General features: G+C 68.2%; 21 protein-coding genes. 1 reads left to right on the forward strand and 20 read right to left on the reverse strand.

What is annotated here, in order from left to right; translation table 11 throughout:
* Positions 1-40 precede the first annotated feature (40 nt).
* From ACE3SG_RS23205 to upp, 19 genes are all read right to left on the reverse strand, one after another.
* On the reverse strand, positions 41-2347 hold the full coding sequence (locus ACE3SG_RS23205) for a type VI secretion system Vgr family protein (RefSeq protein ID WP_374568602.1): 2307 nt from the start codon (positions 2345-2347) through the stop codon (positions 41-43).
* A gap of 173 nt (positions 2348-2520) precedes the next feature.
* Positions 2521-3024 carry a hypothetical protein gene (locus ACE3SG_RS23210; RefSeq protein ID WP_374568603.1) on the reverse strand — a complete coding sequence of 168 codons (504 nt, stop codon included), beginning with the start codon at positions 3022-3024 and terminating at the stop codon, positions 2521-2523.
* Between the two features lie 70 nt (positions 3025-3094).
* Complete coding sequence (locus ACE3SG_RS23215; protein ID WP_374568604.1) at positions 3095-3676, reverse strand: hypothetical protein; 582 nt, start codon at positions 3674-3676, stop codon at positions 3095-3097.
* Between the two features lie 27 nt (positions 3677-3703).
* On the reverse strand, positions 3704-6358 hold the full coding sequence (gene tssH, locus ACE3SG_RS23220; protein ID WP_374568605.1) for a type VI secretion system ATPase TssH: 2655 nt from the start codon (positions 6356-6358) through the stop codon (positions 3704-3706).
* Entirely contained in the window at positions 6355-7455 is a 1101-nt protein-coding gene (tssG, locus tag ACE3SG_RS23225) for a type VI secretion system baseplate subunit TssG (protein WP_374568606.1), read from the reverse strand. Before tssG ends, tssH begins: the two co-directional genes overlap by 4 nt.
* Positions 7452-9344: a type VI secretion system baseplate subunit TssF gene (tssF, locus tag ACE3SG_RS23230; RefSeq protein ID WP_374568607.1), complete on the reverse strand. Its 1893-nt coding sequence runs from the start codon at positions 9342-9344 to the stop codon at positions 7452-7454. The genes tssG and tssF overlap by 4 nt, the downstream gene beginning before the upstream one ends.
* 175 nt (positions 9345-9519) lie before the next feature.
* Complete coding sequence (locus ACE3SG_RS23235) at positions 9520-10155, reverse strand: hypothetical protein (protein ID WP_374568608.1); 636 nt, start codon at positions 10153-10155, stop codon at positions 9520-9522.
* Positions 10156-10166: 11 nt separating this feature from the next.
* Positions 10167-10670 (reverse strand): F-box protein, encoded by a 504-nt coding sequence (locus ACE3SG_RS23240; protein ID WP_374568609.1) that lies wholly within the window; start codon positions 10668-10670, stop codon positions 10167-10169.
* Positions 10671-10702: 32 nt separating this feature from the next.
* Entirely contained in the window at positions 10703-11197 is a 495-nt protein-coding gene (gene tssE, locus ACE3SG_RS23245) for a type VI secretion system baseplate subunit TssE (protein WP_374568610.1), read from the reverse strand.
* Positions 11194-11988, reverse strand: coding sequence for a type VI secretion system accessory protein TagJ (locus ACE3SG_RS23250; protein WP_374568611.1), 795 nt, complete (start codon positions 11986-11988; stop codon positions 11194-11196). The genes tssE and ACE3SG_RS23250 overlap by 4 nt, the downstream gene beginning before the upstream one ends.
* A gap of 42 nt (positions 11989-12030) precedes the next feature.
* Positions 12031-12543: an Hcp family type VI secretion system effector gene (locus tag ACE3SG_RS23255; RefSeq protein ID WP_374568612.1), complete on the reverse strand. Its 513-nt coding sequence runs from the start codon at positions 12541-12543 to the stop codon at positions 12031-12033.
* A gap of 16 nt (positions 12544-12559) precedes the next feature.
* On the reverse strand, positions 12560-13039 hold the full coding sequence (locus ACE3SG_RS23260) for an Hcp family type VI secretion system effector (protein WP_374568613.1): 480 nt from the start codon (positions 13037-13039) through the stop codon (positions 12560-12562).
* A 95-nt stretch (positions 13040-13134) separates the two neighbouring features.
* Positions 13135-14631 carry a type VI secretion system contractile sheath large subunit gene (gene tssC / locus ACE3SG_RS23265; protein ID WP_374568614.1) on the reverse strand — a complete coding sequence of 499 codons (1497 nt, stop codon included), beginning with the start codon at positions 14629-14631 and terminating at the stop codon, positions 13135-13137.
* A gap of 28 nt (positions 14632-14659) precedes the next feature.
* A complete protein-coding gene (gene tssB, locus ACE3SG_RS23270; protein WP_374568615.1) occupies positions 14660-15169 on the reverse strand; it encodes a type VI secretion system contractile sheath small subunit in 510 nt (169 codons plus the stop codon).
* A 36-nt stretch (positions 15170-15205) separates the two neighbouring features.
* Positions 15206-16213, reverse strand: coding sequence for a type VI secretion system protein TssA (gene tssA, locus ACE3SG_RS23275; RefSeq protein WP_374568616.1), 1008 nt, complete (start codon positions 16211-16213; stop codon positions 15206-15208).
* Positions 16214-16329: 116 nt separating this feature from the next.
* Positions 16330-18183: an ATP-binding protein gene (locus tag ACE3SG_RS23280; protein ID WP_374568617.1), complete on the reverse strand. Its 1854-nt coding sequence runs from the start codon at positions 18181-18183 to the stop codon at positions 16330-16332.
* A 25-nt stretch (positions 18184-18208) separates the two neighbouring features.
* Positions 18209-18973, reverse strand: coding sequence for a response regulator (locus tag ACE3SG_RS23285; RefSeq protein ID WP_374568655.1), 765 nt, complete (start codon positions 18971-18973; stop codon positions 18209-18211).
* Positions 18974-19068: 95 nt separating this feature from the next.
* Positions 19069-19479, reverse strand: a complete 411-nt coding sequence (locus tag ACE3SG_RS23290; protein WP_374568618.1) for a low affinity iron permease family protein — start codon at positions 19477-19479, stop codon at positions 19069-19071.
* Between the two features lie 47 nt (positions 19480-19526).
* Positions 19527-20168 carry a uracil phosphoribosyltransferase gene (gene upp / locus ACE3SG_RS23295; RefSeq protein WP_374568619.1) on the reverse strand — a complete coding sequence of 214 codons (642 nt, stop codon included), beginning with the start codon at positions 20166-20168 and terminating at the stop codon, positions 19527-19529.
* Positions 20169-20400: 232 nt separating this feature from the next.
* On the opposite strand from upp, the gene ACE3SG_RS23300 reads away from it, so the two are divergent.
* The gene (locus ACE3SG_RS23300; protein WP_374568620.1) at positions 20401-21672 is read left to right on the forward strand and encodes a serine hydrolase domain-containing protein; all 1272 of its coding nucleotides are present in this window, start codon (positions 20401-20403) and stop codon (positions 21670-21672) included.
* 16 nt (positions 21673-21688) lie between these two features.
* On the opposite strand, the gene ACE3SG_RS23305 is transcribed toward ACE3SG_RS23300, so the two are convergent.
* Positions 21689-23680, reverse strand: a complete 1992-nt coding sequence (locus tag ACE3SG_RS23305; RefSeq protein ID WP_374568621.1) for a calcium-binding protein — start codon at positions 23678-23680, stop codon at positions 21689-21691.
* Positions 23681-23778 lie beyond the last annotated feature (98 nt).

Here is a 23778-nt window from a genome sequence, read left to right on the forward strand (position 1 = left end):
TCGCGGACGAATGAATGGGCAGGTCGAGTTCTCGAACAGGTCAGTTGATCCCGACCTTGGATCCCTTGACCACCACGTCGCTCGACGCCTTGACGTTGATCTTGCCCGACCCGTCGAGCTCGATGTTCTTGCCCTTGATCTCGATCGTTCCGTCCTTCTTCATCGTGATGCTGGCACTGCCCGTCTTGATGGTGACCGAGTCGCCCGCGTCGACAACGAAGTTCTTGCCGACCTTCAGCGAGTCGTCCTGCGTCACCGACGTCGTTCGAGCCTTGCCGACCGAGGTGGTCTGCCCGCCGCCCACTTTGAGGGTGCGGTCGGCGCCGATGGAATTGCTTTGCTTGGCACCTACATCGGTGCTCTGGTTGACGGCGACGCTGGTCGATTGATGAAGACCGACCTTGATTGTTTGTGCGGCACCGACCACCACCACCTGGGCGGCACCGATGCCAATTTCCTGCGCGGCGCCGATCGCAATGGTTTCGTTGATGCCCACCGCGTGCGTGCGCTGCAGGGTCACCACAGCGGTCTCGCTACCGCTCACCTTGATTGACCGGTTGCCGGTGACACTGATGGTCTCGTTGCCACCCACGCTCTCGGTGCGGTTGGCCGCGATCTTGATGTCTTCGTTGGCCCCGACGTCTTCTGTGCGGTTGGCCCCGATGCTGATCTTCTCGCTGCTGCCCACCTTCTCGGTCCGGTCGACGCCGATCGTGATCGTCTCGTTGTTGCCGACCGTCTCGGTGCGGTCGTGGCTGACGTCCGTGGTTTCGTCGTTGCCCACCGTCTTCTTGCGGTCGTGCCCGACCGAATGAGTCTCGTCGTTCTCGACCTCGATGTCCTGGTTCTTCTCAGCGTGGATCCACAGCTGTTCGCTGCCAGCCTTGTCTTCGAAGCGGATCGCGTTGGCGTTGCCATAACCGCCGCCCTTGCTGGAGCGGGTGAGAAAGCCGCTTTGCGTGGCGTTGGCGGGCAGGTCCCAGGGCGGCAGGTTCTCGCCGTTGTAGGTACGGCCGATAATCAGCGGCGCGTCGGGGTCGCCTTCGAGGAAGCTGACCACCACCTCCTGGCCGATGCGCGGGATGTGGATGCCGCCGAAGTTCGAGCCGGCCCAGGGGTAGGCCACGCTGACCCAGCATGAGCTCTTCTCGTTGCGCTCGCCGCGCCGGTCCCAATGAAACTGCACCTTCACCCTGCCGTACTTGTCGGTGAAGATCTCTTCGCCGCCCGGGCCGGTGACGGTGGCCGTCTGCGGCCCGGCCACGTGGGGCTTGGGGGTTCGGCGCGGTGGGCGGTATTGCTGGCTCGAGACGATCGCGCCGAAGCCGCACATCAGGCGGGCTTCTCCGCCCTCGCCGGCTTCGTTGGCGGGCTGCTGCACCTGCAGCTGGGTCGAGGTGACGAGGTACTCGGCGTTCTGGTCGTCGCGCGGGTGGCGCGTGAGGGTCAGCAGGCTGCCGGTGCACACGCCCTGCGCGTTGGTGCCGGCGTTGAAGACCTCGTAGCCGCTCTGCATCTCGTCGAGCCGGTCTTCAGCGTATTGCGTGCCGTGCGCCGCCTGGATGTAGCCGCCTGGGTAGTCGAACACTTCGCCGTCCGACAGGTCGTAGCTGCGGCTGCGCGACTGGTTCGTCTGCAGCGAGGTGGACGGGCGCTCGAAGTCGTAGTCGGTGATGACCACCTTGCCGGGCTTGACGTGGCGCGCCATCGACCACTGGTTCACATGCTCCAGCAGCGGTGGCGCCTGGCCCACGTTGCCGTAGAACGGCAGCGATTCGCAGCCGGGCGCCGCATCGTGCGCGCTGGCCGAATCGCACAGCACCAGCTTGTGGTCGCCGTCGGTGTGCTCGAAGAACCAGTAGATGCCTTCGTGCTCCAGCAGCCGGGCGACGAAGTTGAAATCGGTCTCGCGGTACTGCACGCAATACGTCCACGGCCGGTAGCTGCGAAACAGCTTCTGCTCGAAGCGCGCCACCGGGTGGTCGCCGAACACCGCCTTGACGATGTCGGGCACGGTCATGTCCTGGAAGATGCGGCAATCGGCCGTGCGCGTCAGCAGCCACAGCCAGGGCCGCAGCGTCATCTCATAGACGAAGTACTTGCCCTCGAAGCCGCCTTGCGAGAACCGCGCGACATAACCGTTCAGGTGGCGTTTGGCATCGTCGCGAAACGCCAGCGTCAGCGTGACCGGCTTGCCCAGCAGGTCATCGGGCGCGATGTCCTTCTTTTCGCTCAGCAGCACCAGCTGCATCTCGCCCAGCTCGCTCAGGCCCTCGCGCGAGACGCACGACTGCACACGCAGCAGGTCGGGGGCGAGTGGTGTCTTGAGCAGGCAGGGGCTGGGCATGGCGTGTCGAGCACGACGCGGCGTGTGGCCCGACGGTAGCTGCCCGCCACCCGGCGGGTAAAGCGACGAAAGTCACTCGCCCTGACAGGCTGGCTCAAGGAACGAAGGGCCGCCCCAGAGTTGCTGGATCCCCTCGGCCGCGGGCCCGGCCTTGACCAGCCCTTGGGCGCGTGTCAACAGGCGCTGGACAATGCCAGCTCGATCACCGCGCCCAAGGCATCGCGCCGGGCCCGGGCGCGGCAGTTGCACGTCTGGCCCTGCCAGACGGTGTCGATCGCGCCGGGTTCGCCCTGGGCGGCATCGGTGTCGGGGTGGGCCCAATCGATGCCGCAACCTTGCTCGCCAAAGGCCTGCCGCTCGGCGCGGCGCAGCACACGCAACGGGTCTTCTGCGGGTGGCAACGCCAGCTTGGCGCGTTGCTCGGTCAGCTCGATGGCCGGATCTCGCTTGGCGGTGAACTGGCCACCGCTGCGAAAGCGGTACAGCAGTTCGACCGAGCCTCCGGCATGCCAGACGCTGCAGCCCTGAACGCCGGTGCCCGCAGCGGCGGCGCTGAACAAGGCACCGGCCTCGACACTGCGCTGCAGCTCGCCCGCCGCCTGCCGGTTGGCGCTGGTCACATCACCCAATGACTCGCAGGCCGGCGGCTCGCCACCCGCCACTGTCGCTGGCGCCATCGGCGTGCAGGCAGACATGCCCAGCACACAACCCAGCGCGCCGCACCACACCCATGGGTGGCGGCCAGGCTCAGAACTGCGCGTGCCAGCGGACGAGGCCACCCTCGGTGTCGAGAAACTTGTCCAGGCCCGCGAGCCCACGAATCGTCTTCTTGATCGCATCGGCGTCCTTGTCGACCGGCTGCACATCGAACGCGTCGCCCGACAGGTGTTTGCTGAACTTGCCCAGATCGGCGTCGGTCGCGTTATTGAACACCGACAGCAGGCCTTCGGCGATCTCGGCCTGGGTTTTCTTGTCAGGATTTGCATCCACCCAGTCCTGGCACTGTTTGCGCAAATCGCTCTTGGCGTAGGTCTCTTCGATCCACTTGCGGTTCTTGACCACGTTGCTGGCCATCGCCCGTGCCTGGTCTGATTTGTCGCGGCGGCCGCTGGTAAAGCTCACGGCGGGGTGGGCCTTCTTCAGGGCGTAGGCAGCCGCCCGAGCGGTGGCTGACAAGTCCAGCGCCTCGATCTCGGTGTCGAGTGCGGGCGCATCGGCTGCGCCGCTCGCCTGCGGCGCGGGCGATTCGGCCAGCACGAGCGTGCCCGCGTCGACCGACGGCTTGTTCTCACCCAGGCCCAGGGGCCCCGGAATATTGGCAGTGGCCATGGCGACCCCCTTTTTCTAGAAAGCGCCTCAATCGAACGCGTAGTCGAAGTCCCCATCCTTCACGCTCAAGGCCACCTGCTTGATCGCCTGCCCTTGCGACAGCCGGGTCAGGTATTCGCGGCTGATGGTGGGCAGCACGGTGTTGGTGAGGATCGCGTCGATGACGCGGCCGCCGCTTTCGACCTCGTTGCAGCGGCCGACGACGAGTTGCACCACGTCGTCGCCGTAGCTGAAGGGCACGCCGTGGTTGTCTTGCACGCGGCGGGCGATGCGGCCGAGTTGCAGGCGCACGATCTGGCCCATCATCTGCTCGCTCAGCGGCACATAGGGCACCGTCATCAGGCGGCCCAGCAAGGCCGCGGGAAAGATCTTCAGCAGCGGCTCGCGCAGCGCCTTGGCCAGGGCCTCGGGCTCGGGCATCAGCTCGGGGTCTTTGCAGAGCTTCATGATCAGCTCGCTGCCGGCGTTGCTGGTCAGCAGGATGATGGTGTTCTTGAAGTCGATGTAGCGGCCCTCGCCGTCTTCCATCCAGCCTTTGTCGAAGACCTGGAAGAACAGCTCGTGCACATCGGGGTGGGCCTTCTCCACCTCGTCGAGCAGCACCACGCTGTAGGGCCGGCGGCGCACCGCCTCGGTCAGCACGCCGCCCTCGCCGTAGCCCACGTAGCCCGGGGGGGCGCCCTTGAGCGTGGACACCGTGTGCGCCTCTTGGTACTCGCTCATGTTGATGGTGATGACGTTCTGCTCGCCGCCGTACAGCGCCTCGGCCAGCGCCAGCGCGGTCTCGGTCTTGCCGACGCCCGAGGTGCCGCAGAGCATGAACACGCCGATCGGCTTGTTCGGGTTGTCCAGCCGGGCGCGCGAGGTCTGGATGCGCCGGGCGATGGTCTCCAGCGCATGCGTCTGGCCGACGACGCGCTGGTTCAGCGTGTCGGCCAGCTTCAGCACCGATTCGACCTCGTTCTTCACCATGCGGCCGACGGGGATGCCGGTCCAGTCTTGCACCACGCTGGCCACGGCCTGTTCGTCCACCGTCGGCAGGATCAGCGGTGCGTCGCCTTGCAGCGTGTGCAGCTGGCTTTGCAGCCCCGTCAGCTCGGCCAGCAACTGGTCGCGTTCGGCGGGTGGCAACGGCTCGACGCCCTCTTCACCCCGCAGCGCGGCGCGAATCTCGAGCACCCGGTCGACCAGCGCCTTCTCCTTCGCGTAGCGCTCTTGCAGCACGGCCAGGCGGGTCTGTTCGTCGTCCAGCGCCGCGGCCACCTTGCGCCGGCGGTCGGCCACGTCGATGCCGATCGCGCCTTCGCGGTCGACGATGCCCTGCTCCACCTGCAGCGCAGTGATGCGGTGCTTGCAGTCTTCGAGCTCGGGGGGCGTGGCGTGCTGGCTGATCGCCACCCGCGCGCAGGCGGTGTCGAGCAGGCTCACCGCCTTGTCGGGCAGTTGGCGCGCCGGGATGTAGCGGTGAGACAAGCGCACCGCCGCCTCGATGCCTTCGTCCAGCAGCGCGACTCGGTGGTGCTTTTCGAGAATGCTGGCCACGCCACGCAGCATCAGCACCGCGCGCTCCTCGCTCGGCTCGCCCACCTGCACCACCTGGAAGCGCCGCGTCAGCGCCGGGTCTTTCTCGATGTGCTTCTTGTACTCGGCCCAGGTGGTGGCGGCGATCGTGCGCAGCTTGCCTCGCGCCAGGGCCGGCTTCAGCAGGTTGGCCGCGTCGCCGGTGCCCGCGGCGCCACCTGCGCCGATCAGCGTGTGCGCTTCGTCGATGAACAGGATGATGGGCTTGGCCGACGCCTGCACCTCGTCGATCACCGCGCGCAGCCGGCTTTCGAACTCGCCCTTCATGCTGGCGCCAGCCTGCAGCAGGCCGATGTCGAGCGCGTACAGCGACACGTCTTTCAGCTGCGGCGGCACGTCGCCCTGGGCCAGGCGCAACGCAAAGCCTTCGACCACCGCCGTCTTGCCGACACCCGCCTCGCCGGTGAGGATGGGGTTGTTCTGGCGCCTGCGCATCAGGATGTCGACGATCTGGCGGATCTCTTCGTCGCGGCCGGCGATCGGGTCTATCTCGCCGTAGCGGGCGCGCTCGGTCAGGTCCACCGCGTAGCGCTTGAGCGCCTCTTGCTTGCCCATCGCGGCCGGTGCGAGCGCGCCACTGGCCTCGCCCGGCTCGGCGGCGCCGTCGGTGGCGCGCAGGTTCTGCTCGGGCGAGCCTTCGAGCACGCGGTGAAAGTTGTCCGCCAGGTCGTCAACCTTGATGCGCTCGAACTGCTTCGAGATCGACAGCAGCGCGTTGCGCATCGACGCGGTCTTCAGCAGCCCGACGATCAGGTGGCCGGTGCGCACCTGGCTGTCACCGAACATCAGCGAGCCGTAGACCCACGCGCGCTCGACCGCGTTCTCGACCCAGCTCGACAGGTCGGTGATCGAGGTGGCGCCGCGCGGCAGGCGGTCGAGCGAGCTGGTCAGGTCGCTGGCCAGCACCGAGGCGTCGAGACCGTAGTGCTTGACGATGCGGTGCAGGTCCGAGTCCTGCGTGTTGAGGATCTGGTAGAGCCAGTGCTGCAGCTCGACGAACGGGTTGCCGCGCAGCTTGCAGAAGACGGTGGCGCCCTCGATGGCCTTGTAGGCCAGCGGGTTCAGTTTGCCGAACAAGGCGGTGCGTGCGATCTCGGTCATGGTGTGGCCCCCTGTGTTGTGGATGGCGCGGCCGGCCGCAGCTTGGCGCCGGGCCGCAGGTGCAGATCGCCCCGGTCTTGCAGATGCGGGCGTCGGCCGGCGCGGCCGCCCCAGGTCGTCAGGCCCAGGCGCGCCGGGCCGCCCAACTGCGGGGCGGGCACCTCGGCGCGCGCCAGCAGCGGTTGCACGCTCCACTGCAGCCCGGGGCCCACGTACTGCCGCACCCAATCGTTCAGCGGCCGCCAGGCCGAGCCATCGGGCAGAAAGCTCTCGTACTGCGCGAGCGTCAACGGGCCCAGCACGACGCGGAACCGGTTCTGCCGGTCCCACAGCTTGTTGCCGGCGCTGGTGTTGCGGCCCAGCCGGGCCAGCGTGGCGCCCACCCGTTCGGGCCGGTTGCGCGCATGGCCCAGGCGGCTGCGGTCTTCGGGCTCGATCGGCAGCCAGTGCGGCACATGCTGCTCGATGCGCACCGGCACGCCGAAGTGCATCGACAAGATCTTCGCCAGACCCTCGGGGTGACGCCCCGTGCCGCCCATCAACCCGGCGTGGAACAGGCGTGCGCTCTGCGGCACCGCGTCTTGCGGGCGCAGCGCACCGCTCAAGCCCACGGCGGCACCCAGCCAGGCGGCATAGCGGTCTTCGGCCGGCCGGTCGTGCTGCACCGTCGGCTGGGCCTGGGCCCAGGCGCGGTAGAAGAACAGCAGCAGCCGGTGGTGGAACACATCGAGAAAGCGGGCCAGCGTCGGGTCGCCGCGCTGGTGCAGGCGCTCGCGGGTGTACTCGGTCAGGTGCAGCGGCATCGGCCCCTGCGGGCCGAGCAGGCCGAAGAAGCGCACCCCCAACCGCGGCGCCACGCGGCCGGGCGTGAAGCTGGCCAGCGCGGCCGGCGCAAAGTCCAGCTCGGGCTCCTGGCCCAGGCGCACCGGCTCTTGCGTGGGCCGCAGCGCGCGGCCCAGGCGCGGCACTTCGGGCGACAAGCCTTCAACGCGGCGCAGCAACGCGAAAAAATCATGCGCCCACGGCGCCGCCTCGAGCTGCTCGAACAGGGCCTGCAACGCGGCCGCGCGCTGCGCGGCCGGCTCGCGCGCTGTCATGCCGCATGCTCCGGCGCGGCACCCGGGCCCACGCGGGCCGGCCAGCGCTTCAGCGGCCCGCGCTGCGCAGACACCAGGTTCAGCTGCGTGAAGGTGTTGATCGCCGCGTGGCGCGCGAAGTAACGCTCCAGCACACTGGCAAAGAGGAACGCGCTGCTGCCCTGGAAGGCCAACTCGTCCAGCTCCAGCGTGATCTCGCTGCCGGTGCCGAAGGTCAAGGGCCCGCCATACGGCAGGCGGCGCACCACCGAGCGCGCGCTCACCGATCGCACCCCGTCGACCTGGCGTCGCCACGTGGCGTCTTCCGGCGGGCCATACAGTGCCAGCAGGCGGCGCAGCGTGGCCGCGGCCTGCGCCGGCGGCTCGTCAGCCCAGGGCAGCTGGTTCATCGTCAACAGGCTGACGAGGCTCCAGCCCAGCTCGCCCACCGGCCGGCGGCTGACTGGCCGCGTCGGGCCACGCAGCGCGTCCACCCGTTGCACCGGGCCGGGTGCGTCCAGCTTCCAGACGGGTGCCGCGGCGGCATGGCCGTTGTGGGGCAGCAGCGTGGGCAGGTCGCGGTTGGTGACCCAGGCCGAGATCGACAGCTGGCGGATGTCTTCGCGGTACGGCGCATGCTGCGGGTCGACCAGCGAGAGGAACACCTCTTCACCGACGTACGACGAGCGCGGGCCGTGCTGCTTCTGCCCGGCCGACAGCAGGCGCGGCTCGCGTCGGGCGGTGTAGTAGCCCGGCACCTCGCGCGGCGCCTCGTGGTAGGTGGCGTACAGCGGCCAGAAGGTCTGCTGGCCCAGTTGGCCGCTGCCGAAGCCGACCACCGACTGCAGGCTGTGCACCTCGTAGTCCATCGGGCGGGTGCGATCGGGCACCACGTGGTATTCCCAGCTGCCGGGGCCGAGCTGGATGCGGTCCAGCCTTTTGGCGAACAGGTTGATCGCCGGCGTGCAGTTCAGCGCCAGGCTGTCGGCGTCGACCAAGGCCTCCAGCGCCGCGTCGCCACGGTTGAACAGCAGCACCAGCTCGGCCTCGCTGCCGCTCACGCGCGCCAGCCGCTCGGCCAGGCCGGAAATCTCGAAGAACAAAAAGCGCTGCGGCATCGCCGCTGCCTCTTGCAGCAGCCGGCAGCCCGAGAAGCTGCGGTGCGCTTCAGGCAGCAGCGCCTCGTCGGCCGCAAAACCCAGTGGCTGCACGCTCTCGGGGCCGCGCCACTGCGCCAGCGCCTGGCCCGGCTCGCCCACCACCCAGCTGCCTAGTGAAGCACCCAGCACCAACTCGTGCAGCCTGAAGGCCACATCGTCTGGTGCGCTGATGTAGAAGGCCAGCCGGTCCAGGTTGAGCTGGTTGAACGCGATGCCGCCACCCGCCCGCAGGCGCAGGCGCAGGCCACCCTTGGCGCCCAGCGCCGGCGGCAACTGGTTCAGCGGCAGGTCTGGCGCGTGGCTGAAGTACTGCGCGCTGGCCAGCTCGATCGGCCACAGCGTCACCGCATGCGCGGTGCGGAACTCGCAGCGCGTGTCCCGCCCGCGCGGCAGCTCGGCATGCAGCGCGCTGCCGCGCGGCACCGGGTAGCCCTTGATCAGGTTCGGGTCGGTCGTGTCGACACTGAAGCGCGCCACCATCATCGATGGCACCGGCGCCAGGAAATTCGGGTAGATCGACTCGAGCAGGTGCGCGATCAGGCGCGGCTGCTCGGCATCGAGCTTCAGTTGCACCCGGGCGGCGAGAAACGCAAAGCCTTCGAGCAGCCGTTCGACATACGGGTCGGCGACCTCGGCCCCCTCCAGCCCCAGGCGCGACGCGATCTTGGGGAACTGGCGCGCGAACTCCGCGCCCACCTCTTGCAGGTGGGTCAGCTCGTCGGTGTAGAGGCGAAGGAGGCGGGGGTCCATGGCGTCAGACTTGCAGGCACTCAAGACCCAACGCGGGGACACTGGCCCATGACGTTGAAGCCGCAACCGTCAGTCGGCGCGACACGGCACACGCCTCGGCGCTGCGAACACCTGCTATGCCACCGGTCATCGCCGTCCTCCGCGCCTTGCTACGCATATTTCACGTCACAAGCCACTAGCCGCGGTAGCGCTCGACGATGGCGCGACCCCTCAGGCCGTTCAGCGCGGCGACGCACGCCGCCTGCGTCGTGGCATTCGGGTACTCCTCTTCCCACCAGATGCGCCAGGTGATGCCGGGGTTGGCCTGGATGACGGCCGTCAGCTTGTTGCCGCAACCGCAGGGCAGCAGCACATTGCCTCCCGGCGCGGCCAATGACCAAGACGCCGAGGTGTTCGCGCAAGGGATACGCGAAATGAACAGGTCGATCTTCGAGGCCTCGCCGAACTCGTCGAACATCTGCGGCAGTTTGCGCAGGAAGAGTTCTTCGGCATGCGCGCCACCTTGCTGCTCGTTGCGCACCGCCGATTTGCCCAGGCCGATGTTCTCGGTGCCGGCCACGAAGCCGCCCATGATCTGGTCGCTGGCTTTCACTTTGTTGTTGTTCTTCATCGACAGGAGCGTGACCGGTGCGACACCGCCAATGCCCGTCTTGATGGGGTCGTCGCGGTAGCCCATGCTGCCGAAGGTACATATGGTCGAGTCGTCGTCGTCAAATCGCGAAATCGCATAGACGTAGCCGCGGTTGGCGCGGGCAAAAACGTCGAGCGAGCGTTTCTGCCTCGCGAACTCCCTGCTTCGAATCAAGGTCATGTCTGTCTTCCTCAGGCGTTGTTGGCGGACTTACTGGCTCGCCGGGCATCGCCCAGCCTGACAACCAGCTTGCGCTGCATAGCCAGATAGACGTCCCAGAATTTGTGGTCTAGCAGCATCTGCTTCTCACTGGGATCGTTGGATGCCTCGGCAGCCTTGATCAAAGCGCCGCCCTCGATCAGGCATTGTTCGAGCCGTGCCTGCCACTGCGCGATGTTGGTCGATAGCGCGAGCGTCTCGCTCCAGAGGAAGTCCGCCTTCAACAGCCATTCGGCCAGGTGCCCATACTTCAGCATGCTTCTGGCGAGCCGCGCCGTTGCCGGGTGTTCGAACTTCTTCTCGATGGCGTCGTTAGCGAGCATCGCATTGGCGTGATCGACCCGCAGAAGCGACCGCAGCGTGACCAAGTCGAGGTGCCCGAAGATCTGCAACTTCAGCTCGTCGGGCAGATCATCCAGGCGCGTCATGAAGTCGCCCGGCCCATCATGGCCACTGCCCTTATCGTTGGATTCCATAGCTCGCTCCTTGGCGTTGAAGTTCCGCTCGGTCAAGCCTCACGCACCTGGACTTGCCCCGCCTCCAGATCCAGCTGCGTGCGCAGCAGAATCTCCAGCGGCACCGGCTGAGACCACAAATGGCCGCGGATTTCGAATTCGATGACGTTGTGGGTGTCGAGCACGCTGTTGGCCTCGACTGCGTGCACCTCCAGCGTGTCGGGCAGGATGCGTGGCTCGTAGCGGATGAGCGTTTGGCGGATCGCTTTTTCGAGCACGCTGACATCGACCTTCGAAGCCAGTTGGCCCGACAGCGCCGGCAGGCCGAAGTTCAGCACGCTGCCGGCCAGCGCCGGGTAGGCGTCGGCCAGCTTGCCCAGCGGCTGCACGGCGTTGAGCAGCCAGCCCAGGTCGCGCAGCACCGCCTGGCGCAGCTGCGACTTGGACATCACGCGCCGGTCGTCGGCCTCGTCGCGCTGCTGCGGGTTGTCGTCGGTCAGCCGATCCAGCAGGGCCGGCTGCAGGCGGTCTTTAAGGTTCGCACTCACGGTGAGTGCAACTCGATCGACCGGATGTCGAGCAGCGAATGCTCGTCCGCGTCGGTCGCGAACACGCGCTGGCCCAGGCCGGCGAACTGCTCGGCCCCCAACGGTTGCCACTCGGTGCGCCGGGCCATCCAGACGCGCTCGTCTTGCGACGCGGTGCTGCCCACATAGCGCGTCGGGATCAGCGCGATCGAATCGCCGCCGTTCGGAAACTCGAGGTGCGCCGGCGTCCAGACCAGATCGCGCAGGTCTTGCGGCGCCTCGATCTGCACCCGCTGCAGCGCCGCAAACGGCACCCAGCAGTAGCGGCCGTTGACCACCGCTTCGAGCACGGGCCCCAAGCGCGAGTCGGCATCGCAGATCCACTCGAAGGCCCGGCCGTCGATCGTGCCGGCGGTCGTCGGTGCCTGCTGCAGTGCCTGGTCGCGCAGTTGCCGCGCGCCGGCGGCGTCGCCCGACGACTGGGCCTGCAGCGCCTGCACCAGCAGCGCCACCCATTCGGCCGGCTGCCCCAGCACCATCGGTGTGGTCTTGCCGTCGAACACCGCCTCGCGCGCCAGCTCGCACTGCAGCGCCTCGCGGTAGGTGTGCACCATCGCCAGCGCACCGTCGTCGAGCTCGCCGCAGAGCTCCAGCTGCGTGGCGGCCCGCTGCCATTGGCCGGCCACGACCATCAGCTGGAACAGCAGCACCCGCAGTTCCACATCGTCGGGCCGGGCACGAGCCTGGGCCTGTGCGGCGGCCAGCGCCTGCACGGGCTGGCCGTCCGACACCATGTCCTTGACCGGATTCATGTTGCTCCCCTGTTGCGGCGCGGGCCCGTCGCGGGCCTCACCTCAGCTCAGGTCGTCCGTGAAGCTGTGGCTCGCGCCGAGTTGGCCGGTGGCGCTTTGCAGCCGGTAGTCGGCGGCCACCTTCTGGAAGCTCAGCGTCACTTTTTCGACCGGGCTGCCGCTCGCATCGGTGTCGATGTCGTAGGCCACGACGCGGGCTTTTTCGAGCGTGAGCGAGAAGAAGTCTTCTTGCTCGCCGCCGGCCTTGCGCAGCGACAGCTTGGCGCTGCGCACTTCGTCGTTGGTGGCCACGGCGCTCATCAGGGCCGTGCTCGCGGTGTCCAGCCGCTTGCAGACCACCAGGTGGCGGTAGCTGCGCCGGCCGGTGGACAGCGCTGCGACCGCGTCGCCTGCCGCCCCCACGCCCCAGCTGAAGCCGAGCACCACGATGTCGTCCTGGTGGCCCGCGGCGACCGACTCGCCCTTGGCCTTGCCCGCGCGCTTGAGCGTGAGGTCGAGGTACATGTCGGCGCCGGCCGCATCGGCCGGCGCCGCCACGCTGAGGCTTGACGGCATCGTGCGCCCCCTGCGATCAGCGGGTTTCGGTGGTCGCGACGTTCCAGCCAAACTTGACGGCGCCGCCCAGCGCGCCCTTCTCGTCTTGCGGCTTGTATTCGAACTCGATGTCGGCGTAGCTCAGCGCCACGCTTTCAGAGATCTCGCCGCCGCTGCTGGCCGACGGGGCGACCGAGGTGACCAGCACCTGCTTGAGCGTGATCTTCAGGAAGTCGAGCTGGCCTTCGCCGGCCTTGCGGCAGGTGATGATGGCCGAGTCGAAGTGCTTGCCATTGGCGCAGTTCTTGGCCAGCACCGGCGAAGCCTTGTCGTAGTAGTGCGCGAAGACCATCTGGCCGGGGATGCCCTTGCCCTTGCCCGAGCCCGAGCCCGAGGCGGCGGTGCTTTCCTGCCGGACGTCCCACGACCAGGCCAGCAGGTCGATTTCGCCCTTGTGGTCCTTGTGGGTGGATTCGCCTTCAACGCCAGCGAGCTTCAGGTGGGTGTCGATCGTCATGATGGGTCTCTCCTTGATGGAATCGTCGGGTGCGTGGGAACGGGCCCCTGGCTTCAGCGAACGGGGCGGGAAACGGATGGGTCAGTGAGGGGTCGTCACGCCTGCTTCTGCGAAGGCAGCTTGGACACCAGCCGCAGCGACACTGTCAGCCCTTCGAGCTGGTAGTGCGGCCGCAGGAAGAACTTCGACGAGTAGTAGCCCGGGTTGCCGGGGATCTCTTCGACCGTCACCTCGGCCGCTGCCAGCGGCTTTTGCGACTTGGTGATCTCGGACGAGTTGGCCGGATCGCCGTCGACGTAGTTCATGATCCACTTGTTGAGCCACTTCTCCATGTCGGCCCGCTCCTTGAACGAGCCCACCTTGTCGCGCACGATGCACTTGAGGTAGTGGGCGAAGCGGTTGCAGGCGAACAGGTACGGCAGCCGCGCGGCCAGGTTGGCGTTGGCGGTGGCGTCGGGGTCGTCGTACTCGAACGGCTTTTGCAGCGACTGCGCGCCGATGAAAGCGGCGAAGTCCGAGTTCTTGCGGTGCACCAGCGGCATGAAGCCGTTCTTGGCCAGCTCGGCCTCGCGCCGGTCGCTGATCGCGATCTCGGTCGGGCACTTCATCGCCACGCCGCCCTCGTCGGTCGGGAAGGTGTGGGCCGGCAGGCCCTCGACCGCGCCGCCCGATTCGATGCCGCGGATGCGCGTGCACCAGCCGTAGAGCTTGAACGAGCGGTTGATGTTGACCGCCATCGCGTAGGCCGAGTTGGCCCAGGTGTAGCTGGCGTGGTCGCCGCCGGCGGTTTCTTCCTCGAAGTTGAACTCTTCGACCGGGCTGGTCTTGGCGCCGTAGGGCAAGCGCGCCAGGAAGCGCGGCATCGCCAGGCCCAGGTAGCGCGCGTCGTCGGACTCGCGCAGCGATTTCCACGCGGCGTACTCGGGCGTGGTGAAGATCTTGGTCAGGTCGCGCGGGTTGGCCAGCTCTTGCCACGAGCCCATCTGCATCAGCGAGGGGTTGGCCGCGGCGATGAACGGCGCGTGGGCCGAGGCGGCCACCTTGCTCATCTCGCCCAGCAGCTCCACGTCGGGCGGGCTGTGGTCGAAGTAGTAGTCGCCGACGAGGCAGCCGAAGGGCTCGCCACCGAACTGGCCGTACTCTTCTTCGTAGACCTTCTTGAACAGCGGGCTCTGGTCCCAGGCCGTGCCCTTGTAGCGCTTGAGCGTCTTGCCGAGATCGGCCTTGCTGATGCTCATCACGCGGATCTTCAGCATCTCGTCGGTTTCGGTGTTGTTGACGAGGTGGTGCAGCCCGCGCCAGGCGCTTTCGATCTGCTGGAAGTCGGGGTGGTGCAGGATCGCGTTGATCTGCTGCGACAGCTTCTTGTCGAGCTCGGCGATCATCGCCTCGATCGACATGATCACGTCACTGCCGATCAGTTGCGTCTGCGACAGCGCTTGCTGCGCCAGGGTGAGCACCGCCGCTTCGACGGCGGTCTTGGCGTCGTCGGTCTTGGGCTTGAACTCGCGGTTCAGCAGCGACGCGAACTCGCCGCCTTCGTACTCGATGCCGCTCAGCGCGTTCTGCTGGACTAGGGTTTCTTCGGCCATGGTCGGTCTCCGCTGGGGGGCTGGTCGTTCACTGGTTCTCGGCTGCAGGCTTCGGCACCGCCGCGGCCAGCGACTTGAGCAGCGCCTCGTCCTTGATCACCTTGGCGATCAGGCCCTCGGCGCCGGTCTTGCCGTCCATGTAGGTGATGAGATTGGCCAGTTGCTGGCGCGCTTCGAGCAGCTGGCGCAGGCCGTCGACCTTGCGCGCCACCGCGGCGGGCGAGAAGTCGTCCATGCTCTCGAAGGTGATCTCAACCGCCAGGTTGCCTTCGCCGGTCAGCGTGTTGGGCACTGGGAACGCCACGCGCGGCTTCATCGCCTTCATGCGGGCATCGAAGTTGTCGACGTCGATGTCGAGGAACTTGCGGTCGGCCACCGGCGGCAGCGGCTCGGCCGGCTTGCCCGACAGGTCGGACAGCACGCCCATCACGAACGGCAGCTGCACCTTCTTCTCGGCGCCGTACAGCTCCACGTCGTACTCGATCTGCACCCGCGGGGCGCGGTTGCGGGCAATGAATTTCTGACTGCTGGTTGCCATGAACGAGCTCCTGGTGGGTGGCCTGTGAGGTCGGGCCTATTCGTTGCCGATGCCGGCGAGCCGCTCGATCTGGCTGACCCCGTCGGGCACCAGGTCGCGGACGATGTCGATGAAGTTCTTGCTCATCAACCGCTGCGCGCGGCGGATCAGCAGCGGGGCCGGATGGCCGGGCTCATTGCGCTCGAACCACTCGCAGACGCGGGTCAGCGCGCGGATCGCGTCTTCGCGCGAGCCGATGCCGGCGGGCATGGCGGCGGCGGCCGGGCCGTTCGGCGCTGCCGGCCCGCTCACTGCGGCGTCCTGCCCTGCCGGCGCGCTGGATTGCGCCGCCTGGCCGCCGGCTTCGGCCACGTACTGCATCAGCTTGCGCAAGGGGGCGAAATCGGGGCCTTGCGCCGGCGCGTGTTGGTCGATCGCCGCCTCGATGCCCTGCACCGCCGCCAGCCCGGCCTGCCAGCTTGCAGCCAGCGCGGGTGACTGCGCCGCCGCGGCGGCCAGCGCTTCGTCCAGCCCCTGCGCCGTGGGCACCGCCTCGCCGGGCAGCGCGTCGGCGCGGCCGGTGGCCAGCTCGACCTGGCGCACCGTGGGGCCGCCACGGGCGCCGGTCAGCACGGCCGCGCGCAGGTCGGCCAGGCCCTCGGCATGCACCAGCGGCATCAGCGCGTTCAGGCGTGCGGTGGGGTCGTTGTTCTCGCTCGCATCGAGCTGCGGGTGGACGTGGTCCCAGTGCCGCTCGAGCAGCCCGCGCACCATCTGCAGCCCGCGCACGGCGCCGGCCCAGCCGTCGAGGCGGGCGCCGCAGCGGGCCAGCCAGACGGCCAGCCGCAGGTCGCGGGTGCGCCCGGCCAGTTGCAAGGCGCCTTCGTGCACCGCCGGCCAGTCGGGCTCTTCGGCGGCGATCACCGTGTCGCCATACTGCTGCTCGGCGCGGCCGCTGCCGGCGGCCTGCAGCGCGAGAAACGCAGGGTCGTACTCCAGGTCGGCGCCGCAAGGGGCGTCACCCGCCAGAGGCGACAACAGTGACTCCACGTCGAAGTCAGGCATACCTGGTTCCGCACGATCCTTTTGTTCGTGCGGCCACTCTAGGTGCCGACCGCGCGCCGCGCAGTAGCCGAAAGTCATTTCAATCCGAGGGGGGGCGGCGCATCGCGCCGCGGCCTTCAGCGGCCCAGGCCGTGCAGCGCGTTGAACAGCTTGCGGGCCTGCAGCGGCTTGAACAGCACCAGGTGGCCGCTGTCGGTGGCGCGGCGCATTTCTTCGTGCGAGGTGTCGCCGGTGACCAGGATGGCGGGCACCTCGTAGCCGTAGACGCGCCGCACCGCGTCGATCGCGGCGATGCCGTCGGGCCCCGGGCCCAGGTGCAGGTCGCTGAGGATCAGGTCGGGCGGCAGCTGCAGCGTGTGCACCGCCGCCTCGGCCTGCTGCGCGGTGGCGGCGCAGACGACCTCGTAGCCCCACTCCTCGAGCAGGATGCGCAGGCTCTCGCGGATCGGCGCCTCGTCGTCGATGACCAGCACCGAGCACGGCTCCAGGATCGGCATTGGCAACGTGTCGGCGGCGGCGGTCGCGTCCTGGATGCCGGGCAGCCCGCCGATCTGGATGCCGATGCGAAACATCGTGCCGCCGCCGGGCCGCGACCGCACGCTCAGCCGGTGCCCCAGCAGCCGGGCCAGGCGCTTGACGATCGCCAGCCCCATGCCCAGGCCCTGCGCCCGGGCGCGCCGGTCGTGGCCGACCTGGCAGAACTCGTCGAACACGCGCGGCAGGTCGTCGGCCGAGATGCCGACCCCCGTGTCCCACACCTCGATGTTGACGTGGGTGGCGGTGCTGCGCGCCACCACCACGATGCCGCCAGCGTCGGTGTACTTGATCGCGTTCTGGATCAGGTTGCCCAGGATGCGCTCCAGCAGCTGCGGGTCGCTGCTGACCGACTTGCCGCCGGGCGAAAAGCGCAGGCCCAGGCCCGCCTGCTCGGCCTGACCGGAATACTGCATGTGCAGGCGGCGGAACAGGTCGCGCAGCGGAAAGTGCTGGATGTTCGGGTCGATGGTGCCGGCGTCCAGCCGCGACACGTCCAGCATCACGTTGAACGAGCGCTCCAGCCCGTCGACCGAGCGCATCACGTTGTGCACCAGCGGCTCTTCGGCCGAGCCGATCAACCGCTTTTCGAGCGTGGCGGCGAACAAGCCCAGCGCATGCATCGGCTGGCGCAAGTCATGGCTGGCCGAGGCGAGAAAGCGTGTCTTCTCCTGCTCGGCGCGGCGGGCCTGGTCGCAGGCGGTTTCGAGCTCGCGGATGCGATCGTCGCGCCGGATCAGCGCCCGCTGGTCTTCGGCCCAGTGGCGCGCGCGCCAGCCCGCCAAAAGCGTCGAGCCGGCGCCCAGCGCCAGGCAGGCCAGCAGCTCGAACCAGTCGATGCCGCCGCCGTCGGGCCACACCGCCAGCACCGACGGGATCATCATCAGCAACGCTACCGGCAGCCGGCTCTCCTGCATCGGCGCCAGCACGAAAGCCGCCAGCGGCGCCAGCGTGGCCAGCACCAGCAAGGCCGGCGCAAAAGGCGGATGCAGCCCCTGCGCCCGATCGGGCAGGCTGGCCAGCAGCAGCGTCGCCGCCACGCAGCCGGCCGCCAGCGCGCCGATCACCAGGCGCTGCTGGCGCGTGTCACCGATGCCGCCGGCACGGCGGCTCACCACCCACGCGAACGCCGACCAAGCCAGGCCCAGCAGGCCGGCGCACAAGGCCGCGCCCAGCGCCACCGCGGTGGCGCCTTTGAGCACCAGCAGGCCGGGCAGCAGCAACAGCAGCGGCACCGCAGAGATCGGCGTGCCGCTGGCCACCGCCTGCAGCGCAGCGTCGCGCAGGCGCCGCTCGACGGCGCGCCGCTCGGTGTGGGCAGGCCCCACATCGCCGGGCACGACAGCGCCGCCGCCGGACACGGCGACATAGTCGGCCGCCGGCGCCGGCATCGAGGCGGCGACAGGCGGGCCGGCGCTGCGCAGCAGAGCGCTCACCAGGGTGAACCGGGTACCGCGGTGGTCAGCGGAACAGGCTGATCATGTGCGAGCGCGACTTCACGTCCAGCGCCAGCAACAGCGATGACACGTAGTTCTTGACGGTGCCCAGCGACAGCCCGGTGGAGGTGCTGATCTCCTGGTTGCTGCAGCCCGACAGCACCTGCTCGAGGATGTCCAGGTGGCGCGAGCCCAGCTCGGCCACGCGGTCATACATGGCCGAGGCCGGAAAGCGCGGGAACAGCGGGCCGGCGGCCATCTGGCCCCGGCTGCGCTGCGGCCACAACAGCGACGCCAGCGTGTTCTTGACCTCGCTCACCGTGGCCCCCTTGGGCACATAGCCCACGGCCCCCAGCGCCCGCGCCTGGCGCACGACGAATTCGTCCTGCGTGCCGCTGAAAACAGCGATCCGCGCGGCCGGATAGGCGTGGATGAACTGCCGCAGGCCTTGCAGGCCCTTGCAGTCGGCGAGGTTGAGGTCGAGCAGCACGGCATCGATCCCCTCGTCACTGGCATAGACGCTCAGCGCTTCTTGAAGCGAACTGGCGTCCAGCCAGACGATGGGCGTACCGTCCAGCTCGACAAACATCGATTTGACGCCGACGCGAACCAACTCGTGGTCGTCGACTAAGAGAACTCGTTTCGGCGAAATGGCCGACCCATAGACGGGGGCAACTGCAACCGACAACGAGCTCTCGCTACTTTGGCGAAAAGCTTCTTGCATTGGCACTCCCTCACCAGCCATGGCGCTTCGGTGAGCACCTGAAACTGGCGTTACGGCGTGGATCATATGCTCGCCCTCGCCCAGCGGCACCCCACAAAATAGGGAGGGATTACCTACTCGACAAGTAGGGTCAGTCGTGCTGTGTCAGTGCAACTGAGTCGTCAGGGTTCGGGCGTGCCGGTGTCCGGGCCGCCTTCTTCGACGATCTTGCGCGCAGCGCCGGCCAGCTGCGCGTAACGGGCGCGAAACTCGTTGAGCATCTCGTCGTCCATCTCCTCGAGATCGAGCAGCGCGTTGTGGGCGCCCTTGGTGGCGCGGATCAGCTCGTCGAGCTTGATCTGGATGGCCTCGGTGTCGCGGTTCTGGGTGTTCTGGATCAGGAACACCATCAGGAAGGTGATGATCGTGGTGCTGGTGTTGATCACCAGCTGCCAGGTGTCGCTGAAGCCGAACAGCGGGCCCGTGATGCCCCAGACCAGGATCACCGCGACCGCCAACGTGAACACCCGGGGCCGGCCACAAAAACGCGCGGCCGACTTGGCGAAACGCGAATACCAGTTGTTGCTGCCCATCCTCAACTCCGATTCAACTTACCGCCCCGCAACAGGGGGCGTGGGGCTCAAAGTGTCCCCTCATCTTTGGTGCCGAAGATCTTGTCGCCGGCGTCGCCCAGGCCCGGGATGATGTAGCCGAGCTCGTTCAGGTGGTGGTCGATCGCGGCCGTCCAGCAGCGCACGTCGGGGTGGGCCTTGTCAAGCGCGGCGATGCCCTCGGGGGCGGCCACCAGCACCAGCGCGCGGATGTCCTTGCAGCCGCGGCGCTTGAGCAGGTCGACGGTGGCGATCATCGAGCCCGCGGTGGCGAGCATCGGGTCGATGATCAGCGCGGTGCGCTCTTCGAGCTTGCCGACGAAGCGCTCGAAATAGTGTTCGGGCTGCAGCGTCTCGTGGTTGCGGCTCAGGCCCACCACGCTGACCTTGGCGTTCGGGATCATGTCGAGCACGCCGTCGAGCATGCCCAGCCCGGCGCGCAAGATCGGCACGACGGTGACCTTGCGCCCGGCGATCTGCTCGATCTCGGTCAGCCCGCTCCAGCAGTTGATCGTGGCCTTTTCCAGCGGGAAGTCGGCGGTGGCCTCGTAGGCCAGCAAGCGGGCCAGCTCGCCGGTCAGCTCGCGGAACTTCTTGGTCGAGATGTCGGCCTCGCGCAGCAGGCCGATCTTGTGGCGCACCAGCGGGTGCGAGACGGCGGTGACGGACATGGTGGTGGGGCGGTCAGTGGGTGATGCCGGCAGTGTAGTGAGAGCGCCGCCGGGCCGCCCAGCCCCACGCCTGCGCCGCGAGTTCTCTGGATCGGGGTGGCGGGCCCGCGTGCTTGGCCCCCGACGCTCTCGGTAACCCGTTAGTAACCGACCCGCCCGCTTGGCAGGCATGGGCTGTGCGATGCTTTGCGCCCTTCGAACCACCCAGCGCACGGCGCCCGCAGGAGACCCCATGAGGCATTTCAAGACCCTGGCCACGGCGCTGTGCCTGGCCGGCAGCCTGCTGCTGGCGCCGTTGCAGGCGGCCGAGCTGCCGCGCAGCAAGCCCGAGGCCGAGGGCCTGTCGACCGAGCGGCTGCAGCGCATCACCGCCATGCTGATGGCCGGCGTGCAGGACGGCAAGATCCCCGGCGCGGTGCTGATGGTCGCGCGCCACGGCAAGGTGGTGCAGTACGACGCGGTCGGCGACCTGGGCCCGGAGCCCGGCATCCCGATGGAGCGCAACGCGATCTTCCGCATCTACTCGATGAGCAAGCCGGTCACCAGCGTGGCCGCGATGATGCTGGTCGAAGACGGCAAGTTGAAGCTCGACGACCCGGTGGAGAAGTACATCCCGGCCTTCGGCAAGGTGAAGGTCGGCGTCGAGAAGCCAGGCCCGGACGGCAAGCCGACGCTCGAGCTGGTGCCCACCCAACGCAGCATGACGGTGCAAGACCTGCTGCGCCACACCTCGGGCCTGACCTACGGCTTCTTCGGCAACTCGCTGGTGCGCACCGCCTACGACCAGGCCAAGCTGTTCGAAGACCTCGACAACGCCCAGTTCGCCGACCGGCTGGCCACTTTGCCGCTGGCCGCGCAGCCGGGCAGCACCTGGGACTACGGCCACTCCACCGACATCCTGGGCCGCGTGATCGAGGTCGTGTCGGGCCAGTCGCTGGGCGCTTTCTTGAAGGCGCGCCTCTTTGACCCGCTGGGCATGAACGACACCTCGTTCTATGTCACCGACCGCAAGAAATTCGGCCGCATCGCCGAGCCTTTCGAGCACGACCGCAACCTGGGGCTGAACGCCGACATGGGCGACCCGCGGGTGCTGCGCAAGGGCGAATCGGGCGGCGGCGGGCTGATGTCCACCGCGATGGACTACGCCCGCTTCGTGCAGATGCTGCGCAACGGCGGCACGCTGGACGGCAAGCGCATCCTGAGCCCGAAGACGATCGCCTTCATGACCAGCGACCACGTCAGCCCGCACATCGCCCGCACACCGCTGTACCTGCCCGGCCCGGGTTACGGCTTCGGCCTGGGCTTTGCCGTGCGGCTGGCGCCGGGCGAAGCGGTCAACCCGTCCGAGCCCGGCACCTACCACTGGGGCGGCGCGGCCGGCACGCTGTTCTGGGTCGACCCCAAGACCGATCTGTGGGTGGTGCTGATGATCCAGTCGGTCAAGCAGCGCGACCACTACCGCTCGCTGCTGATGAACATGGTCTACGCGGCGGTCGAGCGGTGACGCGCCGCGACCCGGGTCACGCACTCCAGGTGACGTCGCCCACCTGCACGCCCACGCTCTGGTTGAGCCGAGCGGCGATGCTCAATTCGGCGGCGCTGACCGCCGCATCGCTGCCCGACGACTCGAAGTACAGCAGCCACGAGTCCACGCCGTTGTCGACGACGAAGACCGCGGTCTGGCCGGCCGCGTAGCCCTGGTTCGCACTGCCGATGGCCGCCGCCGCGGCATCGAGCGACAGGTCGCCGAAGATGTCGGCCGCCACGATCACCAGCTCGGCGCTGCTGTCGAAGCCACCCGGCCCATCGATCGTCGTGGCCCCGTCGACCTGCAGGTCGCCGTTGCCGACGCCCAGGCTGGCCTGGCTCACCTCGAGGTGGTCGGTACCGGCCGAGAAATCGCGGACGGCGAGCATGTCCTCGTAGAGCACCTCCTTCATGGTGAGCACGAAGGTGTCGTGGCCGTCGCCGCCGATCAAGGTGGCCAGGCCGCCACCGCCGGTCAGCGTGTCGTTGCCCTGCCCGCCCCTGGCCTCGGCCGCCAGGCCATTTCTGGCCGCGGCGAAGACCCAGTCGTCGCCAACGCCGCCATTGACGCTGCCGCCGAAGCCATCCGCCCGGATGGTGTCGTTGCCCGAGCCGCCTTGCACGGCGTAGGGCTCGCCAGCGCCGCCGCTGAGCGTCACCTCGTCGTCACCACTGCCGGCATCGAGGCTGGCCTGGCGCATGTAGTAGCAATCGATCTTGTCGTTGCCGCTGCCGGCTTGCAGCGTGAGCTTGCTGAACGCCGAGATGTCGATCACGTCATCGCCTGAACCGGCATCGAGGCTGAAATCGTAGTACCCGCCGCCGCCGATGCCCGAGATCGTGTCGTTGCCGTCACCCCCCACGGCGGAAACAAAAATGCCCGACTCGAGCCAGTCGTCGCCGTCGCCACCATCCATGCTGCCGCCGCCCAGCAGGGTGTCCTGCCCCGCGCCGCCGGACACGATGTTGCCGGGTGCGTGGTGGCCATCCATCTGGCCACCCTGCAGGTAGTCGTTGCCGTCTTCCCCGTACAAGCTAGCGTTCGAGCCCGTCAGCGTGTCGTTGCCGGTGCCACCGTAGACGAGGTCGTTGCCCAGCAGGCCGCCGCCCGTGATCGAGTCGTCGCCCGCGCCGCCGATCAAGGTGTCGGCGACATAGGGGCTCAGATCGTTGGTGCCGGTGATCGTGTCGTTGCCGGCGCCGCCGTCGATCAGATTGACGGTGGGCCCGCCGGCGATCAGGTTGTCCAACGCGTTGCCGTAGCCATCGATCTGGGTGTAGGCGTAGCCCAGGGTCAGGTTCTCGATGTGCGGCGCCAGCGTCCAGGTGACCGTGGCGTACACGGTGTCGTTGCCACCGCCTTGCAGCTCCACCGTGACGTCGCCGGGATCGTCGACGTTGAAGGTGTCGTCGCCCTCGCCGCCCACCATCAGGTCGGCACCCGCGCCGCCATCGAGGCTGTCGTTGCCACGGCCACCGTAGATCGTGTCCCGGCCTTCTGCGCCTTGCAGCTGGTTGCTGCCTTGGTTGCCCGAGATGAAGTTGTCGAGCTCGTTGCCGGTGCCCTGCAGGTTGTCGGCGCCGGTCAAGCGCAGGTTCTCGATGTTGGCCGCCAGGCTGTAGCTGACGCGCGAGAGCACGGTGTCGATGCCGCCGCCCGCCGCCTCCTCGACCACGTCGCCCAGGTTGTCGACGACATAGACGTCGTGGCCGCCCGCGCCGGCCATCGTGTCGGCGCCTTGGCGGCCGTTGATCAGGTCGGCAGCGTCGGTGCCGGCCAGGCTGTCATCGCCTTTGGTGCCGACGATGACATCGGCGGGAGAGGCCCGCGAGGCCACCGCGTCGAGCGGGCTCCAGGCGTCGGGCCACGCGGCGAGTGAAGCGAAGGCCCCACCGGTGACCGCCTCCTCCATCCACCGCCACTGGGTTGCGGCGCGCAGCGCCAGGGATTGGGCTTGCTGCCAGCCCGCCATTGAATGGGCCATGCTGTCTCCTTCGCTCTGGAAGTACCACGGGCCTCTCGGCGGCCCGCGAACGCAGGCGTTGGCCAGGGAGCCAACGGCGATTGAACAGAGTGCGCGGG

The organism is Ideonella sp., assembly GCF_041914305.1.
GTDB lineage: Bacteria > Pseudomonadota > Gammaproteobacteria > Burkholderiales > Burkholderiaceae_C > Ideonella.